This is a genomic window from Mesorhizobium sp. P2_E9 (assembly GCF_056403815.1).
The window spans coordinates 1-17239 of record NZ_JBFUET010000023.1 but is presented as its reverse complement, the minus strand read 5'-3'; the positions used below and the strand labels follow the sequence as shown (position 1 = coordinate 17239).

At 63.1% G+C, this 17239-nt stretch carries 18 protein-coding genes and 1 pseudogene; 9 read left to right on the top strand and 10 right to left on the bottom strand.

All coding sequences use genetic code 11. From position 1 onward, the window contains the following. Positions 1 to 53 precede the first annotated feature (53 nt). Positions 54 to 464 (top strand): annotated as a pseudogene (locus AC1D05_RS31740) (sodium-independent anion transporter); the annotation flags it as partial. Positions 465 to 483: 19 nt separating this feature from the next. Here the strand turns inward: AC1D05_RS31740 and AC1D05_RS31735 are convergent. Continuing rightward, positions 484 to 1209, bottom strand: coding sequence for a haloacid dehalogenase type II (locus tag AC1D05_RS31735; protein ID WP_477446371.1), 726 nt, complete (start codon positions 1207 to 1209; stop codon positions 484 to 486). A gap of 82 nt (positions 1210 to 1291) precedes the next feature. Next, positions 1292 to 2218, bottom strand: coding sequence for a DMT family transporter (locus AC1D05_RS31730; RefSeq protein WP_477446501.1), 927 nt, complete (start codon positions 2216 to 2218; stop codon positions 1292 to 1294). Between the two features lie 208 nt (positions 2219 to 2426). Between AC1D05_RS31730 and AC1D05_RS31725 the strand changes: the two genes are divergently transcribed. Further along, positions 2427 to 3317 (top strand): LysR family transcriptional regulator, encoded by an 891-nt coding sequence (locus AC1D05_RS31725; protein ID WP_477446369.1) that lies wholly within the window; start codon positions 2427 to 2429, stop codon positions 3315 to 3317. Positions 3318 to 3347: 30 nt separating this feature from the next. On the opposite strand, the gene AC1D05_RS31720 is transcribed toward AC1D05_RS31725, so the two are convergent. The 3 genes from AC1D05_RS31720 to AC1D05_RS31710 form a co-directional block, all read right to left on the bottom strand. Continuing rightward, positions 3348 to 3974, bottom strand: coding sequence for a DNA-3-methyladenine glycosylase (locus AC1D05_RS31720; protein ID WP_477446368.1), 627 nt, complete (start codon positions 3972 to 3974; stop codon positions 3348 to 3350). After that, positions 3953 to 4333, bottom strand: coding sequence for a nuclear transport factor 2 family protein (locus tag AC1D05_RS31715; protein WP_477446366.1), 381 nt, complete (start codon positions 4331 to 4333; stop codon positions 3953 to 3955). The genes AC1D05_RS31720 and AC1D05_RS31715 overlap by 22 nt, the downstream gene beginning before the upstream one ends. A 104-nt stretch (positions 4334 to 4437) precedes the next feature. Next, complete coding sequence (locus AC1D05_RS31710) at positions 4438 to 5298, bottom strand: SMP-30/gluconolactonase/LRE family protein (protein ID WP_477446364.1); 861 nt, start codon at positions 5296 to 5298, stop codon at positions 4438 to 4440. Between the two features lie 113 nt (positions 5299 to 5411). Here AC1D05_RS31710 and AC1D05_RS31705 point away from each other — a divergent pair, with 113 nt between their 5' ends. Further along, positions 5412 to 6206: a helix-turn-helix domain-containing protein gene (locus AC1D05_RS31705; protein WP_477446362.1), complete on the top strand. Its 795-nt coding sequence runs from the start codon at positions 5412 to 5414 to the stop codon at positions 6204 to 6206. 256 nt (positions 6207 to 6462) lie between these two features. Then, positions 6463 to 7839, top strand: coding sequence for an adenylate/guanylate cyclase domain-containing protein (locus AC1D05_RS31700; RefSeq protein ID WP_477446360.1), 1377 nt, complete (start codon positions 6463 to 6465; stop codon positions 7837 to 7839). A gap of 80 nt (positions 7840 to 7919) precedes the next feature. On the opposite strand, the gene AC1D05_RS31695 is transcribed toward AC1D05_RS31700, so the two are convergent. The 3 genes from AC1D05_RS31695 to AC1D05_RS31685 form a co-directional block, all read right to left on the bottom strand. Next, complete coding sequence (locus AC1D05_RS31695; protein WP_477446358.1) at positions 7920 to 8747, bottom strand: YiiX/YebB-like N1pC/P60 family cysteine hydrolase; 828 nt, start codon at positions 8745 to 8747, stop codon at positions 7920 to 7922. A gap of 89 nt (positions 8748 to 8836) precedes the next feature. After that, on the bottom strand, positions 8837 to 9781 hold the full coding sequence (locus tag AC1D05_RS31690; RefSeq protein WP_477446356.1) for a CHAD domain-containing protein: 945 nt from the start codon (positions 9779 to 9781) through the stop codon (positions 8837 to 8839). Then, the gene (locus tag AC1D05_RS31685) at positions 9778 to 10251 is read right to left on the bottom strand and encodes a CYTH domain-containing protein (protein WP_477446354.1); all 474 of its coding nucleotides are present in this window, start codon (positions 10249 to 10251) and stop codon (positions 9778 to 9780) included. Before AC1D05_RS31685 ends, AC1D05_RS31690 begins: the two co-directional genes overlap by 4 nt. A gap of 90 nt (positions 10252 to 10341) precedes the next feature. Here AC1D05_RS31685 and AC1D05_RS31680 point away from each other — a divergent pair, with 90 nt between their 5' ends. The 4 genes from AC1D05_RS31680 to AC1D05_RS31665 are packed head-to-tail and all read left to right on the top strand — an operon-like array spanning position 10342 to position 14046. Further along, positions 10342 to 11046 (top strand): CerR family C-terminal domain-containing protein, encoded by a 705-nt coding sequence (locus AC1D05_RS31680; protein WP_477446352.1) that lies wholly within the window; start codon positions 10342 to 10344, stop codon positions 11044 to 11046. Continuing rightward, positions 11043 to 11996: an HlyD family secretion protein gene (locus AC1D05_RS31675; protein ID WP_477446350.1), complete on the top strand. Its 954-nt coding sequence runs from the start codon at positions 11043 to 11045 to the stop codon at positions 11994 to 11996. The genes AC1D05_RS31680 and AC1D05_RS31675 overlap by 4 nt, the downstream gene beginning before the upstream one ends. Continuing rightward, the gene (locus AC1D05_RS31670) at positions 11993 to 12913 is read left to right on the top strand and encodes an ABC transporter ATP-binding protein (RefSeq protein ID WP_477446348.1); all 921 of its coding nucleotides are present in this window, start codon (positions 11993 to 11995) and stop codon (positions 12911 to 12913) included. The genes AC1D05_RS31675 and AC1D05_RS31670 overlap by 4 nt, the downstream gene beginning before the upstream one ends. Beyond that, entirely contained in the window at positions 12910 to 14046 is a 1137-nt protein-coding gene (locus AC1D05_RS31665; protein ID WP_477446346.1) for an ABC transporter permease, read from the top strand. The genes AC1D05_RS31670 and AC1D05_RS31665 overlap by 4 nt, the downstream gene beginning before the upstream one ends. A gap of 44 nt (positions 14047 to 14090) precedes the next feature. Here AC1D05_RS31665 and AC1D05_RS31660 read toward each other — a convergent pair whose 3' ends face one another. Together AC1D05_RS31660 and AC1D05_RS31655 are read right to left on the bottom strand one after the other, a co-directional pair. Continuing rightward, positions 14091 to 15074 (bottom strand): threonine/serine dehydratase, encoded by a 984-nt coding sequence (locus AC1D05_RS31660; RefSeq protein WP_477446344.1) that lies wholly within the window; start codon positions 15072 to 15074, stop codon positions 14091 to 14093. 303 nt (positions 15075 to 15377) lie between these two features. Continuing rightward, positions 15378 to 15701, bottom strand: a complete 324-nt coding sequence (locus tag AC1D05_RS31655; RefSeq protein ID WP_477446343.1) for a hypothetical protein — start codon at positions 15699 to 15701, stop codon at positions 15378 to 15380. Positions 15702 to 15875: 174 nt separating this feature from the next. Here AC1D05_RS31655 and mbfA point away from each other — a divergent pair, with 174 nt between their 5' ends. Continuing rightward, the gene (mbfA, locus tag AC1D05_RS31650; RefSeq protein WP_477446341.1) at positions 15876 to 16859 is read left to right on the top strand and encodes an iron exporter MbfA; all 984 of its coding nucleotides are present in this window, start codon (positions 15876 to 15878) and stop codon (positions 16857 to 16859) included. Positions 16860 to 17239 lie beyond the last annotated feature (380 nt).

Sequence of the window (17239 nt, the reverse complement as noted above, 5' to 3'; positions counted from 1 at the left end):
TATCGAAATATGGACAATCAGGCGACAGGGCTTACGTCTGAGATATTCATATTGATGTGCCGCTGGTGCAGGACGATGTCGCCGACAGCAGCGGCCGCGCGTATGATGCCAGCGAGGCAAGTGACACCGACACCGTCGTCTACCGCATCTCGGGCGCCTTCTTCTTCGGCGCCGCCTCGATCGTCGGCACCGTGCTCGACCGCATCGCCGACCAGCGCAAGAATTTCATCCTCGACTGTTCCGCCGTGCCGTTCTTCGATTCGACGGCCGCCAATGTCATCGAAAGCGCGGCTCACAAGGCCAGCCGCGCCGGCGTGCGCTTCATCATAGCGGGCGCCTCGCCGCAGATACGGCGCACCCTGATCAACCACGGCGTCAAACACCCGCTGGTGACCTACGCCGCCTCGATCAATGACGCGCGGGCGCAACTGGTGGCGACGCCGGCGCGTGCGGTCACGCAATAGCTGCCTGGCGCCTCGGGTATCAGCCGCCTCGCATTTCTTCAGCGTGCGCCTTCACCAGGTCGGCCATGCTGTCGAAGCGAAAATCCACCGTCGGCACGTCGCCGGGGTTCATCGTCGCGCCGAAGCCCTGATCCGCATGCCGGCGATAGATCCAGCACGATGTCAGGCCGAAGCGGTTGGCGGGAGCGTGATCGTGGAACATGCTTTCCGCTGTGTGCAGGATCTCTCGCTTCTCCACTCCGATTGTACCGAGCTTTTCGAGCATATAGTCGAAGTTGCGGTCGGAGGGCTTGTAGGAGCCGATATCTTCCGCCGTATAGACCGCATCGAAATCCACGCCGAGCTTCCTGTTGCTGAACGAGAAGCTTTTGTTGTCGACGTTGGAGAGGATGATCAGCTTGTAGTGCTTTTTGAGGTACCGCAAGGCGTCGGCGGAGTCGGCAAAAGCCGGCCAATCCTTCACGCTTTCGCCATACGCCACGCATTCCTCAGGGGTGACGACGACACCCCACTCCTCCGCAAGTCGCTTGTAAACGATCGGCAGGAGGTCGCGATAGCGTTTCCCCGGCGTCCATTTCTGCTGACTGGATTCGTGCCGGGCGTGCGCCTCCAGAATCTCGTTCCGGTCTAAGCCGCGGGCAGCCCTTTCGGTCAGCGGCTTCAGGCCGGCGATCATGCCGGACTCCCAATCGATCAAGGTGCCGTAGCAGTCGAAGGTCAGGGCTTTGAAATCTGTGAGCTTCATGGGTTACCTCTCCTTGATGTCCGTGAGTAAGCGACGCTGGCGTGGATCGCGATCGATCATGAGGTCGATTTCGCCTCGGGGATTAGCCGATCTGCTGCTGACTGGGCTGAAAGTCCTTTGACGCTGCACTGCCCGACGAGGAGAACCAGACACCGAACAGTGTCACCGCAAGGCCGGCCAACATTGCCTTCGAAAGCGGCTCGCCGAACATCGACCAGCCCCAGAGCATCGTCACCGGTGGGCTGAGATAGATCACGCTGCTGACCTGTGAGGCCGTGTAGAGGCGCAGGCTTGCATAATACGTGCCGTAGCAGAAGAAGGTCGAAAACAGCACCAGCCAGGCGATGCCGAACCCGAAACGGGGATCGAGGGGCGGCATCAGCCCGCCATTCCATTCGGCGCAAGCGGCGAAAAGGAGCGCCGCCGTCAAGCATTGAACGCACAGGCTCTGATGGATGGGCATATTGATCGTCCCCATCCGCTTCTGCACCACCGTTGCCAGCGCCATAACCGTCATGGAAGCAACGGTCAGCAAATATGCCCAGACCGGGGCCGTTCCGAGCGTCAAATTGTCCAGCGAGACGATAAGCACGCCGGCCACTCCGAGAGCCGTTCCGATCCATTGTCTCCCGGTCAATCGGAGTCCCAGCACCGGCTGCGACAAGGCTGCAATGGCGAGAGGCACAAGATCGGAAATCAGCGCGACAAGGCCAGTCGGCACGCGCTGACCGATGGCAAGCGCGAATCCGCCTAGATAGAGGAACATCATCGCCACGCCGAAGACCATCTGCTGGACCAAGGCACGGGCGCTTATGCGCGGCCCGATCAGGTGAGCAAATGGCAAGAGGATCATTCCGGACATCAAGGTCCGCCAGAACAGCACCAGCATGACATCGGCATTCTCGCTGGCATAGCGGATGCCGACGAAGCCGGAACTCCAGCTTACGACCAGCGCCGTCGCCATGACCGGCCATACGAGGTGATGGGTTTTGGTTTGCCGGAGCGTCATGGGATCTCTTTGTTCAGGCCCGCCCATGGCCCCCGAAGAGGAGCACGGCCGATCTTGGCTCAGACTATTGACGACGCCGACGCATGCTTGCACATGACAAATTTCGATATGATCATGAAACAGCCAGAAAAATGGCATACTGGCTTGCCCAAAAGGCATCAGAGGATCAGAAATTGGCGCGTTGCTTTTGTTTCGGGCGAGGATTGTCATGGCTGGACTGATGAGCCGCCGCCTGGATGTCGACGCCTTGCGCGCACTGGTCGCGATCGAGAAGCACGGCGGCGTGACGCGCGCGGCCGAAATTCTCGGCCTGTCGCAGTCGGCCGTCAGCCACAAGATCAGGAGACTCGAAACGAGTCTCGACTGCGAAATCCTCACCCGGAAAGCAAACGCGCCGATGTTCACCACGGCCGGACAGGATCTGCTTGGCTATGCGCGGCGCATTCTGGGCATCCACGACGAGGCGGTCCTCAGCCTGTCGAAAAGCCCGTTGCAAGGCAAGATCGCGCTCGGGATGACCGAAGATACGACCTGCACCGACCTTTCGCGCATTCTCGGCCGGTTTCGCCGGCTTTATCCGGAGGTGAGCGTCCGCACGCAGGTGCGCATGAGCCTCGTGTTGCAGGAGCAGCTCAGCCAGGGAGCCCTTGATGCCGCCATCATCCAGGTGTTCCAGCACGAGGTCCGCCCCGCCGACATCCTCTTGTTCCGCGAGACGCTGCATTGGGTGAAATCGCGCGACCTGGTTCTGTCGGCCGGCAAGCCGGTCCCGTTTCTTTCTTTCGATGAAAATTGCTTTTACCGGCGCTGGGGCATCGATGTCGGGCAGGACGAGGATACGGTGTTGGAGACCGTGTTCGAATGCTCCAGCGCTGCCGGAATCATTGCGGGCGTGACCGCCGGGCTTGGCGTCGCACTCTTGAGTCAGCGGTACCTGCAGCCCGACATGGAGATTGTCGACAACAAATTCCCCAAGCCTCCAGACCTGGCCTATGTCATCAGACGCGCGCGTTCCCCCAGAAATCCCGCGCTGGAGACGTTGGTCAGGGAGATCGAGGCCGAGGTAAAACGTTACGGTACGCTTCAAATCGCGGTCTGAGCACGTCGCGGTGCGAAAGCGGCTGGTCTCTTATTCCCGTAGTGATCTTGGACCGCTGACGAACGGGCTGCCCCTGACGTAAAATCGCAGCAGCCGGTCGGCATCCTTCGAAATGCCGATCCGGATGCCCTGCCCGATTTCACCAGAGTCTTGCCCATCCTTAGCGAGCCATAGCGGTCCTTTCCGGCAGAGGTCGAGCCCGTCGAGCGAACGATCGATGCGCAACGCCGCCGCCAGCCGTCCCGGCCCGCGCGCCAGGTCGCGCAAGCGCTCGACGCCGCGGTTCTGGCGCATGATGGCGATGCCCCCGAGCGGCTCGAGCGCCCGGATCAGCACGCCGGTGCCGATGCCTTCCATCTCGCTCGAAACATTCAGCATCATGGAGATGCCATAGGCGAGATAGACATAGGCGTGGCCGCGCTCGAGGAAGAGCGAACGGTTGCGCGGGGTCATTCCCCTGAATCCATGCCCGGCGGCGTCGCCGACGACATAGGCCTCGGTCTCGACGATGCGGCCGCTGACGACACCTTCGGGCAAGTCGCGCACCACCAGCTTGCCGATGAGGTAGCGGGCGAGAGCGGCCGTATCGTCAGGCAGCTCCCAACGGGCGATCGGCGGATGATCGTCCCTGTGGCTCACGGTATCCGCTCGACCCATTGCGCGCGCGACGGTCCCGGCTCGAACGGATCGCCGAAATACTGGGTCTCGCGGGCCACCTTGCCGTCGAGGAATTCCATGATGCTGACCGTGTAGGAGGGCCGCCCGTCATAGGTCAGGACATATTCGGTGACCCAGAGGTTATCGGCGCCGGTGATCCGCCGCACCGCAAAACGCTTGCGGTTCGGCTGCGCAGCACGCGACGACTGGATGTTGCGGCGCCCCCGGATGCGCTCGCCCGATTGCGGATAGTCGAGCACCGCATCCTCGTTGTAGATCTCGTGCTCCGTCTCGAAGTCATCGGCATCGGAAGCAGCCCAGTGGCGATCCAGAGCGGCGCGAATCTCTCGATCGTCCATTGCAAACCTCCTCGACCATCACCGTGGGATGGACCGTCGTAGCACGGTCCATCCCACGGCTGTTAGTCAGGGGTCGCGCGGGATCGGATCTGAAGCGCCAGCTCTCAATTGAGCTTCAGCGCCGCGACTTCGCCCTCGTTCATCAGCGGCACGTAGAGGATCGACTTGCCGTCGGTGCCGATGTCGGCGCTGCCGGGCTTGAAATGCGCCACCGCTTCCGGCGCACCGCCGGCCCTGTAGCGGTAGAGCGTGCCGGTCATGTAGGCGGTCGCATAGATGGTGTCGCCAAGGGCGATGACGCCGTCGAGGTCGGCGAATTTCTGCGCCCCGGGCAGCGGCGAAACCACCTTGCCGGCGAGGTCGACGGCCAGCAGCCCGCCCGGCTCCGCCGTGCTGAAGTCGGGTTTGATGCCCTTGCCCCAGGAGGCGATGATCAGCCGGTTGCCATCAGCGAAGACGCCGTTGGGCGAAGCCAGCAACGGATCCCTAGCGAACAGTTCGGGCCGGTCGCCGTCGATGCGGTAGATCGTGTCGGCCAGCATATCGGTCACGTACACCTTGCCCGATGCGTCGGCGGTCATGTCGTTGAGGAAGACGGCATTCGGCACCACGATGCTGGCGACGAGCTTGCCGCTGGCGAGATCGACGATTCGGACCTTGGTGATGTCGGCGACATAGAGCTTGCCGCCCGAGATCGCCATGCCCTTGGGCGCGTCCATGCCGTCGGTCCAGTGGTGGGTGACAATCTTGCCGTCCAGGGACAGCACGCTGAGATAACCGTTGCCGTCTACATCGCCGGCATTACCGACGATGTTGGAGACAATGATGCGATTGTTGGCAGCGTCGAACAGCGCCGATTCCGGTTGTTCGAGGCCCGTGGTGCGCCAGAGCTCGCCGGCCTGGGCGGAGGGTGCGGCGGCGATGCCGATGGCGGCGGCAAAGGCTGCGAGGATGAGACGTTTCATGGCTGGTCTCCTGTGATGACAACGGAGAGCTAGGGTTTTCGATACTTTTCTGGAAGCTCGATTACCGCTAGTATCGAATATCGATACGAAACTGCCGGCAAGAGGTGCATGCCATGAACGGTCTGATCTTCGAGGCGCTGAAGCGGACGCTGAAGGCCAAGGGTATCACCTATCGCGAGCTTGCCGAACGCATGGGCGTTTCCGAGCCGACGGTGAAGCGCATCTTCCACGAGAAGAACTGCAAGCTCGACCGGCTGATGGAGATCTGCACTGCTGCCGGCGTCGAGCTGGAAAACGTGCTCGGCTCGATGAACCGGGGACCGGGGCCGGTCAACCATATCGCACCGGAGATCGAGCGCCGGCTCGCCGGCCGGCCGGCGCTGCTGTTCATCTTCGTCATGCTGTCGGAAAAGTTCACGCCGGAAGGCATCATGCGCTCGCAGGGCCTGAGCGAAGCCTCGATGTTCCTCTATCTGCGCGACCTCGAGGAGCTCGGCCTGATCGCGCTCGGCCGGGGTCTGACGGCAAGATTGCTGGTCGAGACGCCGATTCAGTGGAATTTCGAAGGACCGCTCCGGCCACTGTTCGAGATGACCAACAAGAATTTCATCGGCTGGGCCATCACCCATATCGAAAAGGAGGCGACCTTCGTCAGCTTCTCCAGGCGGATGCGGCCGGAGACGGCGGAGATGGTGCGGCGCGAGGCGGAAGACCTGGCCGAGCGCGTGAAACTTCTCGCCCATCACGACCAGCATACGACGCCCGAGGACGGGCTCACCGGCTACAAATTTACGTTTGCCTTCGGCGCGACGCCGTTTCCGGCGATCATGCCGATCGGGCCGCACCCGCGCGATGCCGGTGCACGGCCCGCAGCGACCGCAAAGGGACGGCGGCCGCTGCCGGCCTGACCAATCATCCCGAGCAGGATTGCATCTGGCGGCTGAGCTTGCGGCTCACCGTTCCGGCGGCGAGGACTGCCACCATTCGCCACCAGCTTGCCGCCCGGACCAGCCATGCGACCAGCGATGCCGACCGCGCCTGTAGGGCGCGTTGGGATAGAACAGATCCGGCACCTCATGATAGAATTCGCACACTGATTTGCCAGACTGTAGAGGGCGGGTTTGCCGAATGCGTGACACGTCCCCGTCGAATCGAAGTGATCCTATGCCGACCGCACCAACACTTGAACTTCGCCGTTATTCGCGCCTGAAAAATTTGCGGGCGCGCGCAGAACGCCAGGGTGCTGCATTGCAGTTCTGGGCGCGTACGGCATCGCTCGCTGTGATCTCCTGCTTCTTTTCATTGATCAGCCGCTGGGATGCCGCACTGCTCTTCGTGCTGTCGGGCCTCGTGCTGTTCCAGCTCGTCGGCCTGATCCAGTTTCTCTTTGCGCGCCGTCGCACGGCGCCATGGTGGATCGGTTACCTCGTCGGTACGCTGGACATCATTCTGTTGACCATTCTGCTGGTAACGCCCAACCCGTTTTCCCAGGAGGTCGCGCCGGCCGCGATGCAACTGCGCGAGGGCAGCTTCAAGTTCCTGCTGATTTTCGTATGCCTTGGCGCGCTGACCCTTTCGACACGATTGGCGCTCTATCTCGGCGTGCTCGCGGCCTTGACGTGGACGATCGGGGTGGGATGGGTGATTTCTCACCCAGGAACCGTCATTCCGGCGACGAACCTCTATTCGTTGCCGATGAAAGAGCGACTGAACCTCTATCTCAACCCCAATTTCGTCGATACGTTCGCGCAGGCGACCAACGTGTTGGTTGTGCTGATTATCGGCGCGATCATGGCGCTGGTCGTCTTTCGTTCCCGACGTCTGTCGGAAGACTATGTCAAGGCAGAGCGCGCCCGCGCCAATCTCGCCCGGCATTTTTCGCCCAACGTCGTCGACCAGCTCGCCACGGATGACGAGCCCTTCGGCCCGGTCCGGCGGCAGGATATCGCGGTGCTGTTCGCCGACATCGTCGGCTTCACACACTATTCCGAGGATCATCCGGCCGAAGCAGTGTTCGAACTTCTGCGTCAGTTCCACCGTCGCATGGAGCAGGTCGTTTTCGATCACCATGGCACCGTCGATAACTATATCGGCGATTGCATCATGGCGACATTCGGGGTTCCGCAAGCCAGCCATGACGACGCGACGCGCGCCATCCAGTGCGCTGAAGCGATGATCGCCGCTCTCGAAGACTGGAATGTGCAGCGGGTGTCCAGGGGATATCCGCCGCTGGACGTTCGAATCGGTGCACAATATGGCGCAGTCGTCATCGGCGCGGTCGGCAGCGAGCGCAATCTGTCCTTCGCGGTGGTGGGCGACACCGTCAACGTCGCCAGCCGTTTGCAGGCGCTCTGCCGTGAGCTTCAGGCGAATATTTGCTTTGGGTCACGACTGATTGAGGCCGCGAAGGCGGAATCGCCCACGACACGGTTGAATGCGCGCGATCATGGACCGGTGAGCATCCGCGGCCGGGACGAACCGGTCCATGTCTGGGTCGAACGCCGAGCCGAAAACCAGGGCGTTGTTGCGGTTTCGGCATGATGTAGGTTGCCATGTGAAACGCCTGCACCCCGCCGGACAGGCCGCGCTATGGGGGCATGTCCTGACCCAGGCCGAAGCCATCACGTGTCTGAGGCGATTGCTCCAGCCTTTGCGGCTTCGGCGTCTGTGCTTGCCTTGTCGTCCCAGACCATCTGCCGGTAGTCGAAACCATATTCCAGCGTCGGCTTGACGATGCGGAAAAACGGCGACAGGTCGAAGTCGCGCGGCGTGTAGAGCGAGTGGTGGCGAATGTGCAGGATTTCCTTGCGCATATAGGTCGACTGCGCCGAAGCGCGGCCGGGCGCGCGGGTGATCTCTGGCAGGATCGGGTAGTGGATCTGGCCATAGGCCTCGGCGATGAGCGAGGAGCAGATGGCCCGCGTCGGGTCGCCGGAACCGAAGGCCAGCATGCGGCGGCGCCAGCGCACCGGCACCGGCGGCGTCGGGAAGAAATAGCGCAGCATGTCGAAAATGTTCTTGAGGTCGTATTTCAGGCCAAGCTTGCCGATCATGAAGGCGACGACCTTGTCGCGGTCCTCCGGTGTCAGGCCATTCGCCCGGCAGATGCGGGTGTTGTAGGTGCGATAGCGCGACAATGGCACCGCCACGCAGCCTTCGCCGATAGTGACTTCGATCAGCCGCCGCCGCTCCGTTCCGTCCTCCGGTTCGGCCAGCGCGTCGCCGACATAGAAGGCCGCATGCGACCAGGTCGACTGGGTGAGATACTTGATCGCCGCCGAGATCTTCTGGTTGCCCTCGATCAGCAGGATGTCGCCGGGTTCCAGAGTGCGGCGCAGCGTCTCGGCGTCGGACGGCGTATAGGGCTCATAGCCGGAGGACTCTTCCTGCAGCCGGCCGGCGAGCCAGCGGCCAAGTCGATCCAGAAGCGTGTCGCCGGGCTCGGTCATGGTAGAGCGTGACTAACACGGGTCGGCGGGGAAACGCTAGCGAGCCTACCGCCGCTTTCCTTCTCGCCTTCCTCGGAGAAGATGAGGCATCAGTTGGCAGCGGCGGCCAAATCGTCCGCAGACGGAGCGCCGGCAAGATCATCGCGCGCCTTGCGGGCGAGCTTCTTCGTCGCGTGCTTGGGGCTGTCGCCGAACAGTTCGGCGGCCTCGGCAAGACAGGATTTCCTCAGGCTCTTTTCCGAGCGCTTCAGCAGTTTGCCGAGAAGCTTCGTGTCCTCGTGCGGCCCAAGCGGCTCGTCGTCCGCCTCGAGCAGCGCGCGCATGACGAACAAATCATGCAGTTCGCCGAGCCGTTCGCCCAGTTCATCGACCGCCTTGCGCCGCGCCTTGATCGGCGTCGGCCACAGCCTGCCCAGCAGCGACAGGTGCATGCCATGTGTCTTGGCCGCCTTGCGCAAATCGTGGAAATCATTGGCCTCGCCGCGCGCGCCGGCCCTGTCGAGCGCTTTCCTGGCACGGCGCAAGGTGACGCGGGCGCCTTCGGCGAGCACGTCGGCCGCCTGTTCCGGCTGGTCGGGCAAGGCGAGGCTTTCGATCCGCTTCATGCCGTCTTCGCAGGCGGCGGTCGCCGCGCCGATCGCTGCTTCCAGGCCGGCGCCTTCATGCAGATCGTGCTGACGGGCGATCAGCCTGTCGCGCACGGCTTCGAGCCCGCCCTCGGCGCTCTCCTTGGGAAAAGCTGCCGCCAGCCGGTCGACGGTTTCGATCAGCGCCGTTGCCTCGCGCGGGCCGGCAAGCAGAGCCGCCACGTTGCGATAGCACTGGTTCTCCGTCGTGCAGAATGTTTCGTCTCCGGAATGAACAAGGCGCAGCAAGGCACGCGCGCTTTTCAGCCGCTTGCGGCATTTGTGCAGGCCCTGTTCCGGCCGGCTGCGCGCCGCATCCAGATGCAGCAGTGCCTTGCCAATCTCCTCGGCAAGGATACGCCTGACCTCGCCGGTCAGCGGCAGGCGCGGGTCGATACGAAAGCTCATGCGGCGATCTCCGGTATCCCCCCGAGGGCGAGCGACGCGTTGTAGAATTTCTGCTCACCGGTCACTTCACGGCCAAGCCAGTCAGGCAGCATTTCGTCCGGCACATCTTCCGGAGTCTCGAGTTCGGCCACCACAAGTCCCGCGAGTGCGCCGCCAAAGACATCGACTTCATAGAGATAGCCGCGATGCCTAACATGGTGACGTGTCTTCTCGATGACACGTCCGATGGCGAAATCCAGCATCTCCACCGCCTCCGCCAAGGGGATCGGATATTCGAATTCGTCACGCTCGCGCGCGGCGCGGCCGAATTTGAGCGTCAGCTTGGCGGAAGCGCCGTCGCTGATGCGGATGCGGACGGTTCGCCCAGGTGCCGTAGCGAGATAGAACTGGAGAATGCGGATATCCGCCTCGACCAGGCCCCGCCATGTGGTGCTGGAGACCAGGAATTTGCGCTCGACTTCCTTGCCCATGGCCGCGCACTAAAGCGTTTGGCGCGGGCGATGGCAAGACGGCTTCGAATACAAGTTGACTTTAATCAATCGATTGATTAAATATTCGCCATGACAAAATTGCCTGACGCCCAAAGTCCACGCCGCGAGACCTCTCCGGAGCTGACCCGTGCCGCACTCGTGCAGGCGGCGCTGAAACTGTTCGGCCGGCAGGGTTTCGACGGCACCTCGACCCGCGAGATCGCGGCGGAGGCGCAGGCCAATATCGGTTCGATCGCCTATCATTTCGGCGGCAAGGAAGGCCTCCGCGCCGCTGCCGCCGACTATATCGTCGAGACCATCCAGACGATTGCTGGCCAAGCACTGGGCGCCGGCCCGGCCGCGCCGGCCTCCGATCCGGAGGCGGCGCGCGCGCAGCTGTTCGCGGTGCTGGAGCGGATGGGCGGCTTCATCCTGGCGCAGCCGCAGGCCGGCGAGATCGTGCAATTCGTGCTGCGCGAACTGTCGCATCCGACGGCCGCGCTCGACCGCATCTATGACGGCGTGTTCGAGCCGACGCACCGCCGGCTGTGTCTGGTGTGGGAGCAGGCGACCGGCGAGCCGGCCGAAAGCGAGCGGACCCGACTCACCGTGTTCACGCTGATCGGCCAGGTCATCTATTTCCGCATCGGCCGCGAGGCGGTGATGCGGCGCATGGGCTGGCACGACATCGGCGCCGCCGAGGCCGCCAAGGTCGTGGCGGTCACGACGGACAATCTCAGCGCCATACTGGCCGCCCGGATGGGATCAAAACCCAAAATGGGATCAAAACAATGAGTTTCCTCTGCTCCTTGCCGCTCGCCGCCCAGCTCCTCGGTGCGTGTGCCCCCACTGCGCCACTCGCCGTCGGCTATGTCGAGGGCGACTATGTGCTGCTGGCGCCGATCGAAGTGGCACAGGTCGAGACCGTCGCTGTGAAGCGCGGCGATCGCGTCATCCCCGGCGCGACCGTGGTGACGCTGGAAAGCGCCGACGCCAAGATCGCGGTGGCGCAGGCGCAGGCGAGCCTCGCCCAGGCGCAGGCGCAGCTCGCCGACCTGCAGGTCGGCAAACGGCCGGAAGAAATCGCCGCACTCAAGGCGCAGGTCGACATGGCCAAGGCGCAGGCCGACGATGCCAAGCGCAAATACGACCGCGCCGCCGATCTTTTCAAGCGCGGCACCGGCACCCAGGCCGACTACGACACCGCCTCGGCCACGCTGGAGACGGCCAACGCCCAGGTCGGCCAGGCCGAGGCCAATCTTGCCGTCGGCGGCCTGCCGGCGCGCGCCGAGACGATCAAGGCGGCCGACAATCAGGTCAAGCAGGCGCAGGCAGCACTCGAGCAGGCTCAATGGCGGCTGTCCAAGCGCACGCTCGCGGCACCTTCGCCCGGCCGCGTCAACGACGTCATCCGCAATCCCGGCGACACCGCCGGTCCGACCGCGCCGGTCATCTCGATGCTGCCCGACGGCGCGGTGAAGCTCAGTGTCTATATACCGGAAGCTGCCTTCTCCTCGGTCAGGATCGGCAGCCTGCTCAGCGTCCATTGCGACGGCTGCGGCGAGGGCGTGAAGGCGCGTGTCAGCTACGTCTCGCCCGATCCCGAATTCACCCCGCCGGTGATCTATTCGCTCGAGAACCGGCAGAAGCTGGTCTATCTCGTCGAGGCGCGGCCGGAGGGCGATGCCGGCTTGCTGCAGCCCGGCCAGATCGTCGACGTCGATCTCGCGGAAACGGCAAAATGAACGCCATCGACGTTCACGGCCTGGTCAAGCGCTTCGGCGACAAGACCGTCGTCGACCATGTGACGATGTCGGTCGCCGAAGGCGAGATCGTCGGCTTCCTCGGGCCCAACGGTTCGGGCAAGACAACAACCATCCGCATCATGTGCGGCCTGCTGACGCCGGACGAGGGCGAAGGCACGGTGCTGGGCTTCAACATCCGCACCGACTCGCTCAGCATCAAGCGCGAAGTCGGCTACATGACGCAGAAATTCTCGTTCTACGAGGATCTGACCATCGGCGAGAACCTCGAATTCGTGGCGCGGCTCTACCAGTTGAAGCCGGTCGGCGAATACGTTGCGAGGACGCTGGAAGAGCTCGGCCTGACCTCGCGCCGCAACCAGTTGGCCGGCACTTTGTCCGGCGGCTGGAAGCAGCGGCTGGCGCTGGCCGCCTGCATCATGCACAAGCCGAAGCTGCTTTTGCTCGACGAGCCGACGGCCGGTGTCGATCCAAAGGCGCGGCGCGAATTCTGGGATGAAATCCATCGCCTCGCCAGCGGCGGGCTCACCGTGCTGGTCTCCACCCACTACATGGACGAAGCCGAGCGCTGCCACCGCATCAGCTACATCTCCTATGGCAAGATGCTGGCCACCGGCACCGTCGCCGAAGTGGTGAAAAACGCCGGCCTGACCACCTTCGTGGTGCAGGGTCCGCAGCTGGCCAAGGTGGCTGACGACCTGCAGGGCCGCCCAGGCGTCGACCAGGTGGCGCCGTTCGGCGCCACGCTGCATGTCGTCGGCTCCGACAGGAAGAAGCTCGAAGCGGCCCTTGCCGATGTCGAGAAGCAGCACAAGGGCGTGACGGTGGCGCCGGGCGAAACCAGTCTGGAAGACGTCTTCATCCAGTTCATGTCGGGGTCGAAGGACAATATGGCATGAACAGCATCTTCTCCTTCGCCAGGCTTGGCGCGCTGCTGATCAAGGAATTCATCCAGATGCGGCGCGACCGCATCACCTTCGCCATGATGCTCGGCGTGCCGCTGCTGCAGCTGGTTCTGTTCGGCTTTGCCATCAACAACGATCCGAAGGGCTTGCCGACGGCGCTGGTGGCGATGAGCAACGACCAGTATACGCGCGCCATGGTTTCCGCGCTGCAGGTGACGGGTTACTATCGTTTCGACCATGTGACCGCGAGCGCCGAAGAGGCGGAATTCCTGATGGCGCGCGGCGACGTCTCCTTCGTCGTCACCATCCCGGCCGACTTCGCCAGCCGAGTCGAGCGCGGCGACAATCCGCAGATCCTGATCGAGGCGGATGCGACCGATCCCTCGGCGGCGAGCGGCGCTATTTCCACGCTGAGCACGGTGGCGAGCCAGGCGCTGTTGCGCGCGCAAGGGATGCAGGCGGCCGCCGCCGAGAATGCCAGGCAGCAGCTGCAGGTGGTGGTGCACCAGCGCTATAACCCCGAAGGCATTTCGCAGTACAACATCGTGCCCGGCCTGCTCGGCGTCATCCTGCAGATGACCATGGTGATGATGACGGCCATGGCGCTGACCCGCGAAACCGAGCGCGGCACGATGGAAAACCTGCTCGCCATGCCGTCCAGCCCGGCTGAGATCATGCTGGGCAAGGTGCTGCCCTTCCTTGTCGTCGGCGCGGTGCAGGTTGCGGTGGTGCTGGTGGCGGCGAAGCTTTTGTTCGATATCCCGTTCGTCGGCAGCCTGACGCTTCTGTTATCGTCGGTGCTTGTCTTCGTGCTGTCGCTGGTGCTGCTCGGCTACACCATCTCGACCATGGCCCGCTCGCAGATGCAGGCGATGCAGCTCACCTTCTTTTTCTTCCTGCCGTCGCTGCTCTTGTCCGGCTTCATGTTCCCCTATCGCGGCATGCCGGGCTGGGCTCAGGCGCTGGGCGAAATCTTCCCGCTGACGCATTTCCTGCGCATCACCCGCGCGGTGATGCTGAAGGGAGCGGACTTCCATGCCATCGCCGCCGAGATCAGCTGGCTGGTCGTGTTCGTGCTGGTGTTCGCGGGCACGGCGCTTCTACGGTTCAGGCGCACGTTGGATTAGGCTGTTCCAGGAAAAGTGCGAACGATTTGCATCCGGAATTGCGATCAGGCGGCTGCCATGATCTCCGCATAGGTGCCGAAATCGACATTGCCACCGGACAGCACCACGGCAACGCATTTGCCGGACAACTCGATCTCGCCCGATGACAGCGCCGCAAACGCGACGCAGCCGCCGGGCTCGACCACCAACTTGAGATAGGCCATGGCGTCACGCATCGCCTGCGCCGTCGCCCTGTCGGAAACGGCAATGGCGCCAGCGAGGTTCTTGCGGTTGATCTCGAAGGTGATGGCGCCCGGCTCGGCGGTCAGGATCGCGTCGCAGATCGAACTGTAGCCTGGCTCGTTGGAAACCCGGGCGCCGGCGGCGAGCGAGCGGCGGGTGTCGTCGAAATGCTCGGGCTCGACCGCCCAGACCGCTGTGCCGGGCGAGGCATCCTTGACCGCGACAGAAATCCCGCTCGACAGGCCGCCGCCACCGCAAGGGATGACGACGGCATCGAGACTGACACCGAGCGCCCTGGCCTGCCTCATCAGCTCAAGGCCGATCGTGCCTTGCCCGGCTATGATGGCCGGATCGTCGAAGGGCGGCACCAACACCATGCCTCTGTCGATATAGGGCCGAACCACGCTCATCCGGTCATCGCGGAAACGGTCGAAGGGCACCACCTCCGCGCCCATCTTGCGGACATTGCCGATCTTCATCGCCGGCGCGTCGGCCGGCATGGCGATGACCGCCTTGACGCCGAACATGGCGGCCGAAGCGGCGACGCCTTGCGCATGATTGCCCGAGGAGAAGGCAACGACGCCCCGGCCACGCTCTTCCTCGCTCAGCGACGACAGCTTGTTATAGGCGCCGCGGAATTTGAACGAGCCGGTGCGCTGCAGCGTCTCCGGCTTGAACAGGATGCGGCCGCCGAAGCGGTTGTTGAGTTCCTGCGATTCGATCAGGGGTGTTTCGACGATCAGGCCGGCAAGCCGGGCTGCGGCGGCATGGATGTCGGCTATGCCGGGAGGGGTGGTAGCGGTCATGCGAGGTCCAGCAAAAAGAGGTAGCGTCCTGTCATGATGCCCGCAAAGGCATGTTGCGCACCATTGAAAAAATGTGACCGTTACAAAGTTGGTGAGCTACCGGCGAAGTCGCCAATCTCCCCCCTCGTGGGGGAGATGTCCGGCAGGACAGAGGGGGGCGCTGTCCCGCCGACGGTTGACTGGGTTCTGCTTCTCAGCGGTCGGAGTGTCCAGCCGGGGACCCGCTGCCTGCGGCAGCTCCCCGGTTCGAACCCTTTGAAAGGTCCACCGGACCTTTCAATTCGCCTGCGGCGAACCGGCTTCTCACCCCAGCAACGTCCGTTGCCTCTTGGTCCCACCCAGCTTGCGCCAATTGTTGAAGCGGTGGCTGGCGGCGGCAAACGAGATCTTCATTTGCTGGGCGACCGAATAGCGCGACTTGCCTTCGTCGAACATGCGATAGCAGCACTCGACGCCTTCCTCGGTCAGCTTGCCGTCCGGCGCCTTGTTGTGCGGGTTGGCGGGGTCGAATTTTTCCACTTGCTGCTCGACCAGGCCCTTGAGGCGCTGCAGATCGGCCTCGATGCTGGCGATGAGATCGAGAACGGGTTTGGGGTCATAGCTGTGCGCGGGCTGTTTTGCCGTCATCTATGGATGCCTTTCTCTTGGGGTTGGTTCATATATAGGTGAACATTCGCTGATAATGAAGAGCGCCTCTCGCGCGCTGGCTTCAACAATTCTTGACTCCACGATCTCTGCGCGATTGACCCGGGGCATGCCAAACCCTAGTTTAGAACTATTCTAAACTAGGGTGATTTCCTCATGCTTTCCCGTGTTTTCGGCTTCGGCCGCCGCCCCTTTGAATCGCTTTCCGAACAGGAGATCCTGGCACTGGCCATTTCATCCGAGGAAGATGACGGCCGCATCTACCGGGCCTATGCCGACGGGCTGGCGGAAAGCTTTCCGCAATCGGCAAAGGTGTTCGAGGAGATGGCCGAGGAAGAGGACGGCCATCGCGATGCGCTGATAGAGCTGTTCCGCAAGCGGTTCGGCGAGCGCATCCCGCTGATCCGGCGCGAGCATGTGAAGGGCTATTATGAACGCAAGCCCGACTGGCTGGTCAGGCCACTCGGCATCGATTCCGTGCGCCGCCAGGCCGAAGCGATGGAGCAACAGGCCTACCGTTTCTATATCGAAGCGGCCAAGCGCACCACCGATGCCTCGACCCGGAAACTGCTCGACGACCTGGCGGCGGCCGAGCAGGGGCACGAGAACTCGGCGCATCAGCTGCAGCAGAAACATGTTCCGGGCGCGGTCAAGGACGAGGAGGCCAGCGCCGAGCAGCGTCAGTTCATCCTCACCTATGTTCAGCCGGGCCTGGCCGGGCTGATGGACGGCTCGGTTTCGACGCTGGCGCCGATCTTCGCCGCCGCCTTTGCCACGCACGACACCTGGCAGACGCTGCTGGTCGGTCTCGCCGCCTCGATCGGCGCCGGCATTTCGATGGGCTTCACCGAAGTCGCCTCCGACGACGGCAAATTGTCGGGGCGCGGTTCACCGATCAAGCGCGGCCTGACCGTCGGCATCATGACGACGCTCGGCGGTCTCGGCCACGCGCTGCCCTATCTCATCCCGAGCTTCTGGACGGCGACCGGCGTGGCGGCGGTCGTGGTGTTCTTCGAGCTGTGGGCCATCGCCTTCGTCCAGAACCGCTACATGCAGACCCCTTTCCTGCGTGCTGCCTTCCAGGTGGTCCTGGGCGGTGCGCTGGTGTTCGCGGCCGGTGTGTTGATCGGGAATGCGTAGTTCTTCCTTCCCCCCTTGTGGGGGAAGGTGGATCGGCGCGCAGCGCCGAGACGGATGAGGGGTGTTCCAGCGGAGTGAGACGTTGGTGATTTTTGCCGCCGTGCGCAGTTCAATTGAGACGTCTCGCCAAGCTGGAACACCCCTCATCCGTCGCCTTCGGCGACACCTTCTCCCACAGGGGTGTTTGGACCGGAGACATCGCGAACAGGTGTGCGAGGACATCGCGAACAGTTTTGCATTCTATCGAGCCAGGGTATTGAGGTCGATGGTTTCTATTTTCTGATGTCTGAACCATGCGTCGAATAGGCCGTCCGTTGCGGTCGGCCTGAAGGCGACGGACTTTCCCGCGAAGGCCCTGCACAAGCGCATTGAGCGTCCAA

What these genes read in the sequence shown, in the direction of transcription:
- AC1D05_RS31735 (WP_477446371.1), bottom strand. Translation starts at nt 1,209, where the DNA reads ATGAAGCTCACAGATTTCAAAGCCCTGACCTTCGACTGCTACGGCACC.
- AC1D05_RS31730 (WP_477446501.1), bottom strand. Translation starts at nt 2,218, where the DNA reads ATGACGCTCCGGCAAACCAAAACCCATCACCTCGTATGGCCGGTCATG.
- AC1D05_RS31725 (WP_477446369.1), top strand. Translation starts at nt 2,427, where the DNA reads ATGGCTGGACTGATGAGCCGCCGCCTGGATGTCGACGCCTTGCGCGCA.
- AC1D05_RS31720 (WP_477446368.1), bottom strand. Translation starts at nt 3,974, where the DNA reads ATGGGTCGAGCGGATACCGTGAGCCACAGGGACGATCATCCGCCGATC.
- AC1D05_RS31715 (WP_477446366.1), bottom strand. Translation starts at nt 4,333, where the DNA reads ATGGACGATCGAGAGATTCGCGCCGCTCTGGATCGCCACTGGGCTGCT.
- AC1D05_RS31710 (WP_477446364.1), bottom strand. Translation starts at nt 5,298, where the DNA reads ATGAAACGTCTCATCCTCGCAGCCTTTGCCGCCGCCATCGGCATCGCC.
- AC1D05_RS31705 (WP_477446362.1), top strand. Translation starts at nt 5,412, where the DNA reads ATGAACGGTCTGATCTTCGAGGCGCTGAAGCGGACGCTGAAGGCCAAG.
- AC1D05_RS31700 (WP_477446360.1), top strand. Translation starts at nt 6,463, where the DNA reads ATGCCGACCGCACCAACACTTGAACTTCGCCGTTATTCGCGCCTGAAA.
- AC1D05_RS31695 (WP_477446358.1), bottom strand. Translation starts at nt 8,747, where the DNA reads ATGACCGAGCCCGGCGACACGCTTCTGGATCGACTTGGCCGCTGGCTC.
- AC1D05_RS31690 (WP_477446356.1), bottom strand. Translation starts at nt 9,781, where the DNA reads ATGAGCTTTCGTATCGACCCGCGCCTGCCGCTGACCGGCGAGGTCAGG.
- AC1D05_RS31685 (WP_477446354.1), bottom strand. Translation starts at nt 10,251, where the DNA reads ATGGGCAAGGAAGTCGAGCGCAAATTCCTGGTCTCCAGCACCACATGG.
- AC1D05_RS31680 (WP_477446352.1), top strand. Translation starts at nt 10,342, where the DNA reads ATGACAAAATTGCCTGACGCCCAAAGTCCACGCCGCGAGACCTCTCCG.
- AC1D05_RS31675 (WP_477446350.1), top strand. Translation starts at nt 11,043, where the DNA reads ATGAGTTTCCTCTGCTCCTTGCCGCTCGCCGCCCAGCTCCTCGGTGCG.
- AC1D05_RS31670 (WP_477446348.1), top strand. Translation starts at nt 11,993, where the DNA reads ATGAACGCCATCGACGTTCACGGCCTGGTCAAGCGCTTCGGCGACAAG.
- AC1D05_RS31665 (WP_477446346.1), top strand. Translation starts at nt 12,910, where the DNA reads ATGAACAGCATCTTCTCCTTCGCCAGGCTTGGCGCGCTGCTGATCAAG.
- AC1D05_RS31660 (WP_477446344.1), bottom strand. Translation starts at nt 15,074, where the DNA reads ATGACCGCTACCACCCCTCCCGGCATAGCCGACATCCATGCCGCCGCA.
- AC1D05_RS31655 (WP_477446343.1), bottom strand. Translation starts at nt 15,701, where the DNA reads ATGACGGCAAAACAGCCCGCGCACAGCTATGACCCCAAACCCGTTCTC.
- mbfA (WP_477446341.1), top strand. Translation starts at nt 15,876, where the DNA reads ATGCTTTCCCGTGTTTTCGGCTTCGGCCGCCGCCCCTTTGAATCGCTT.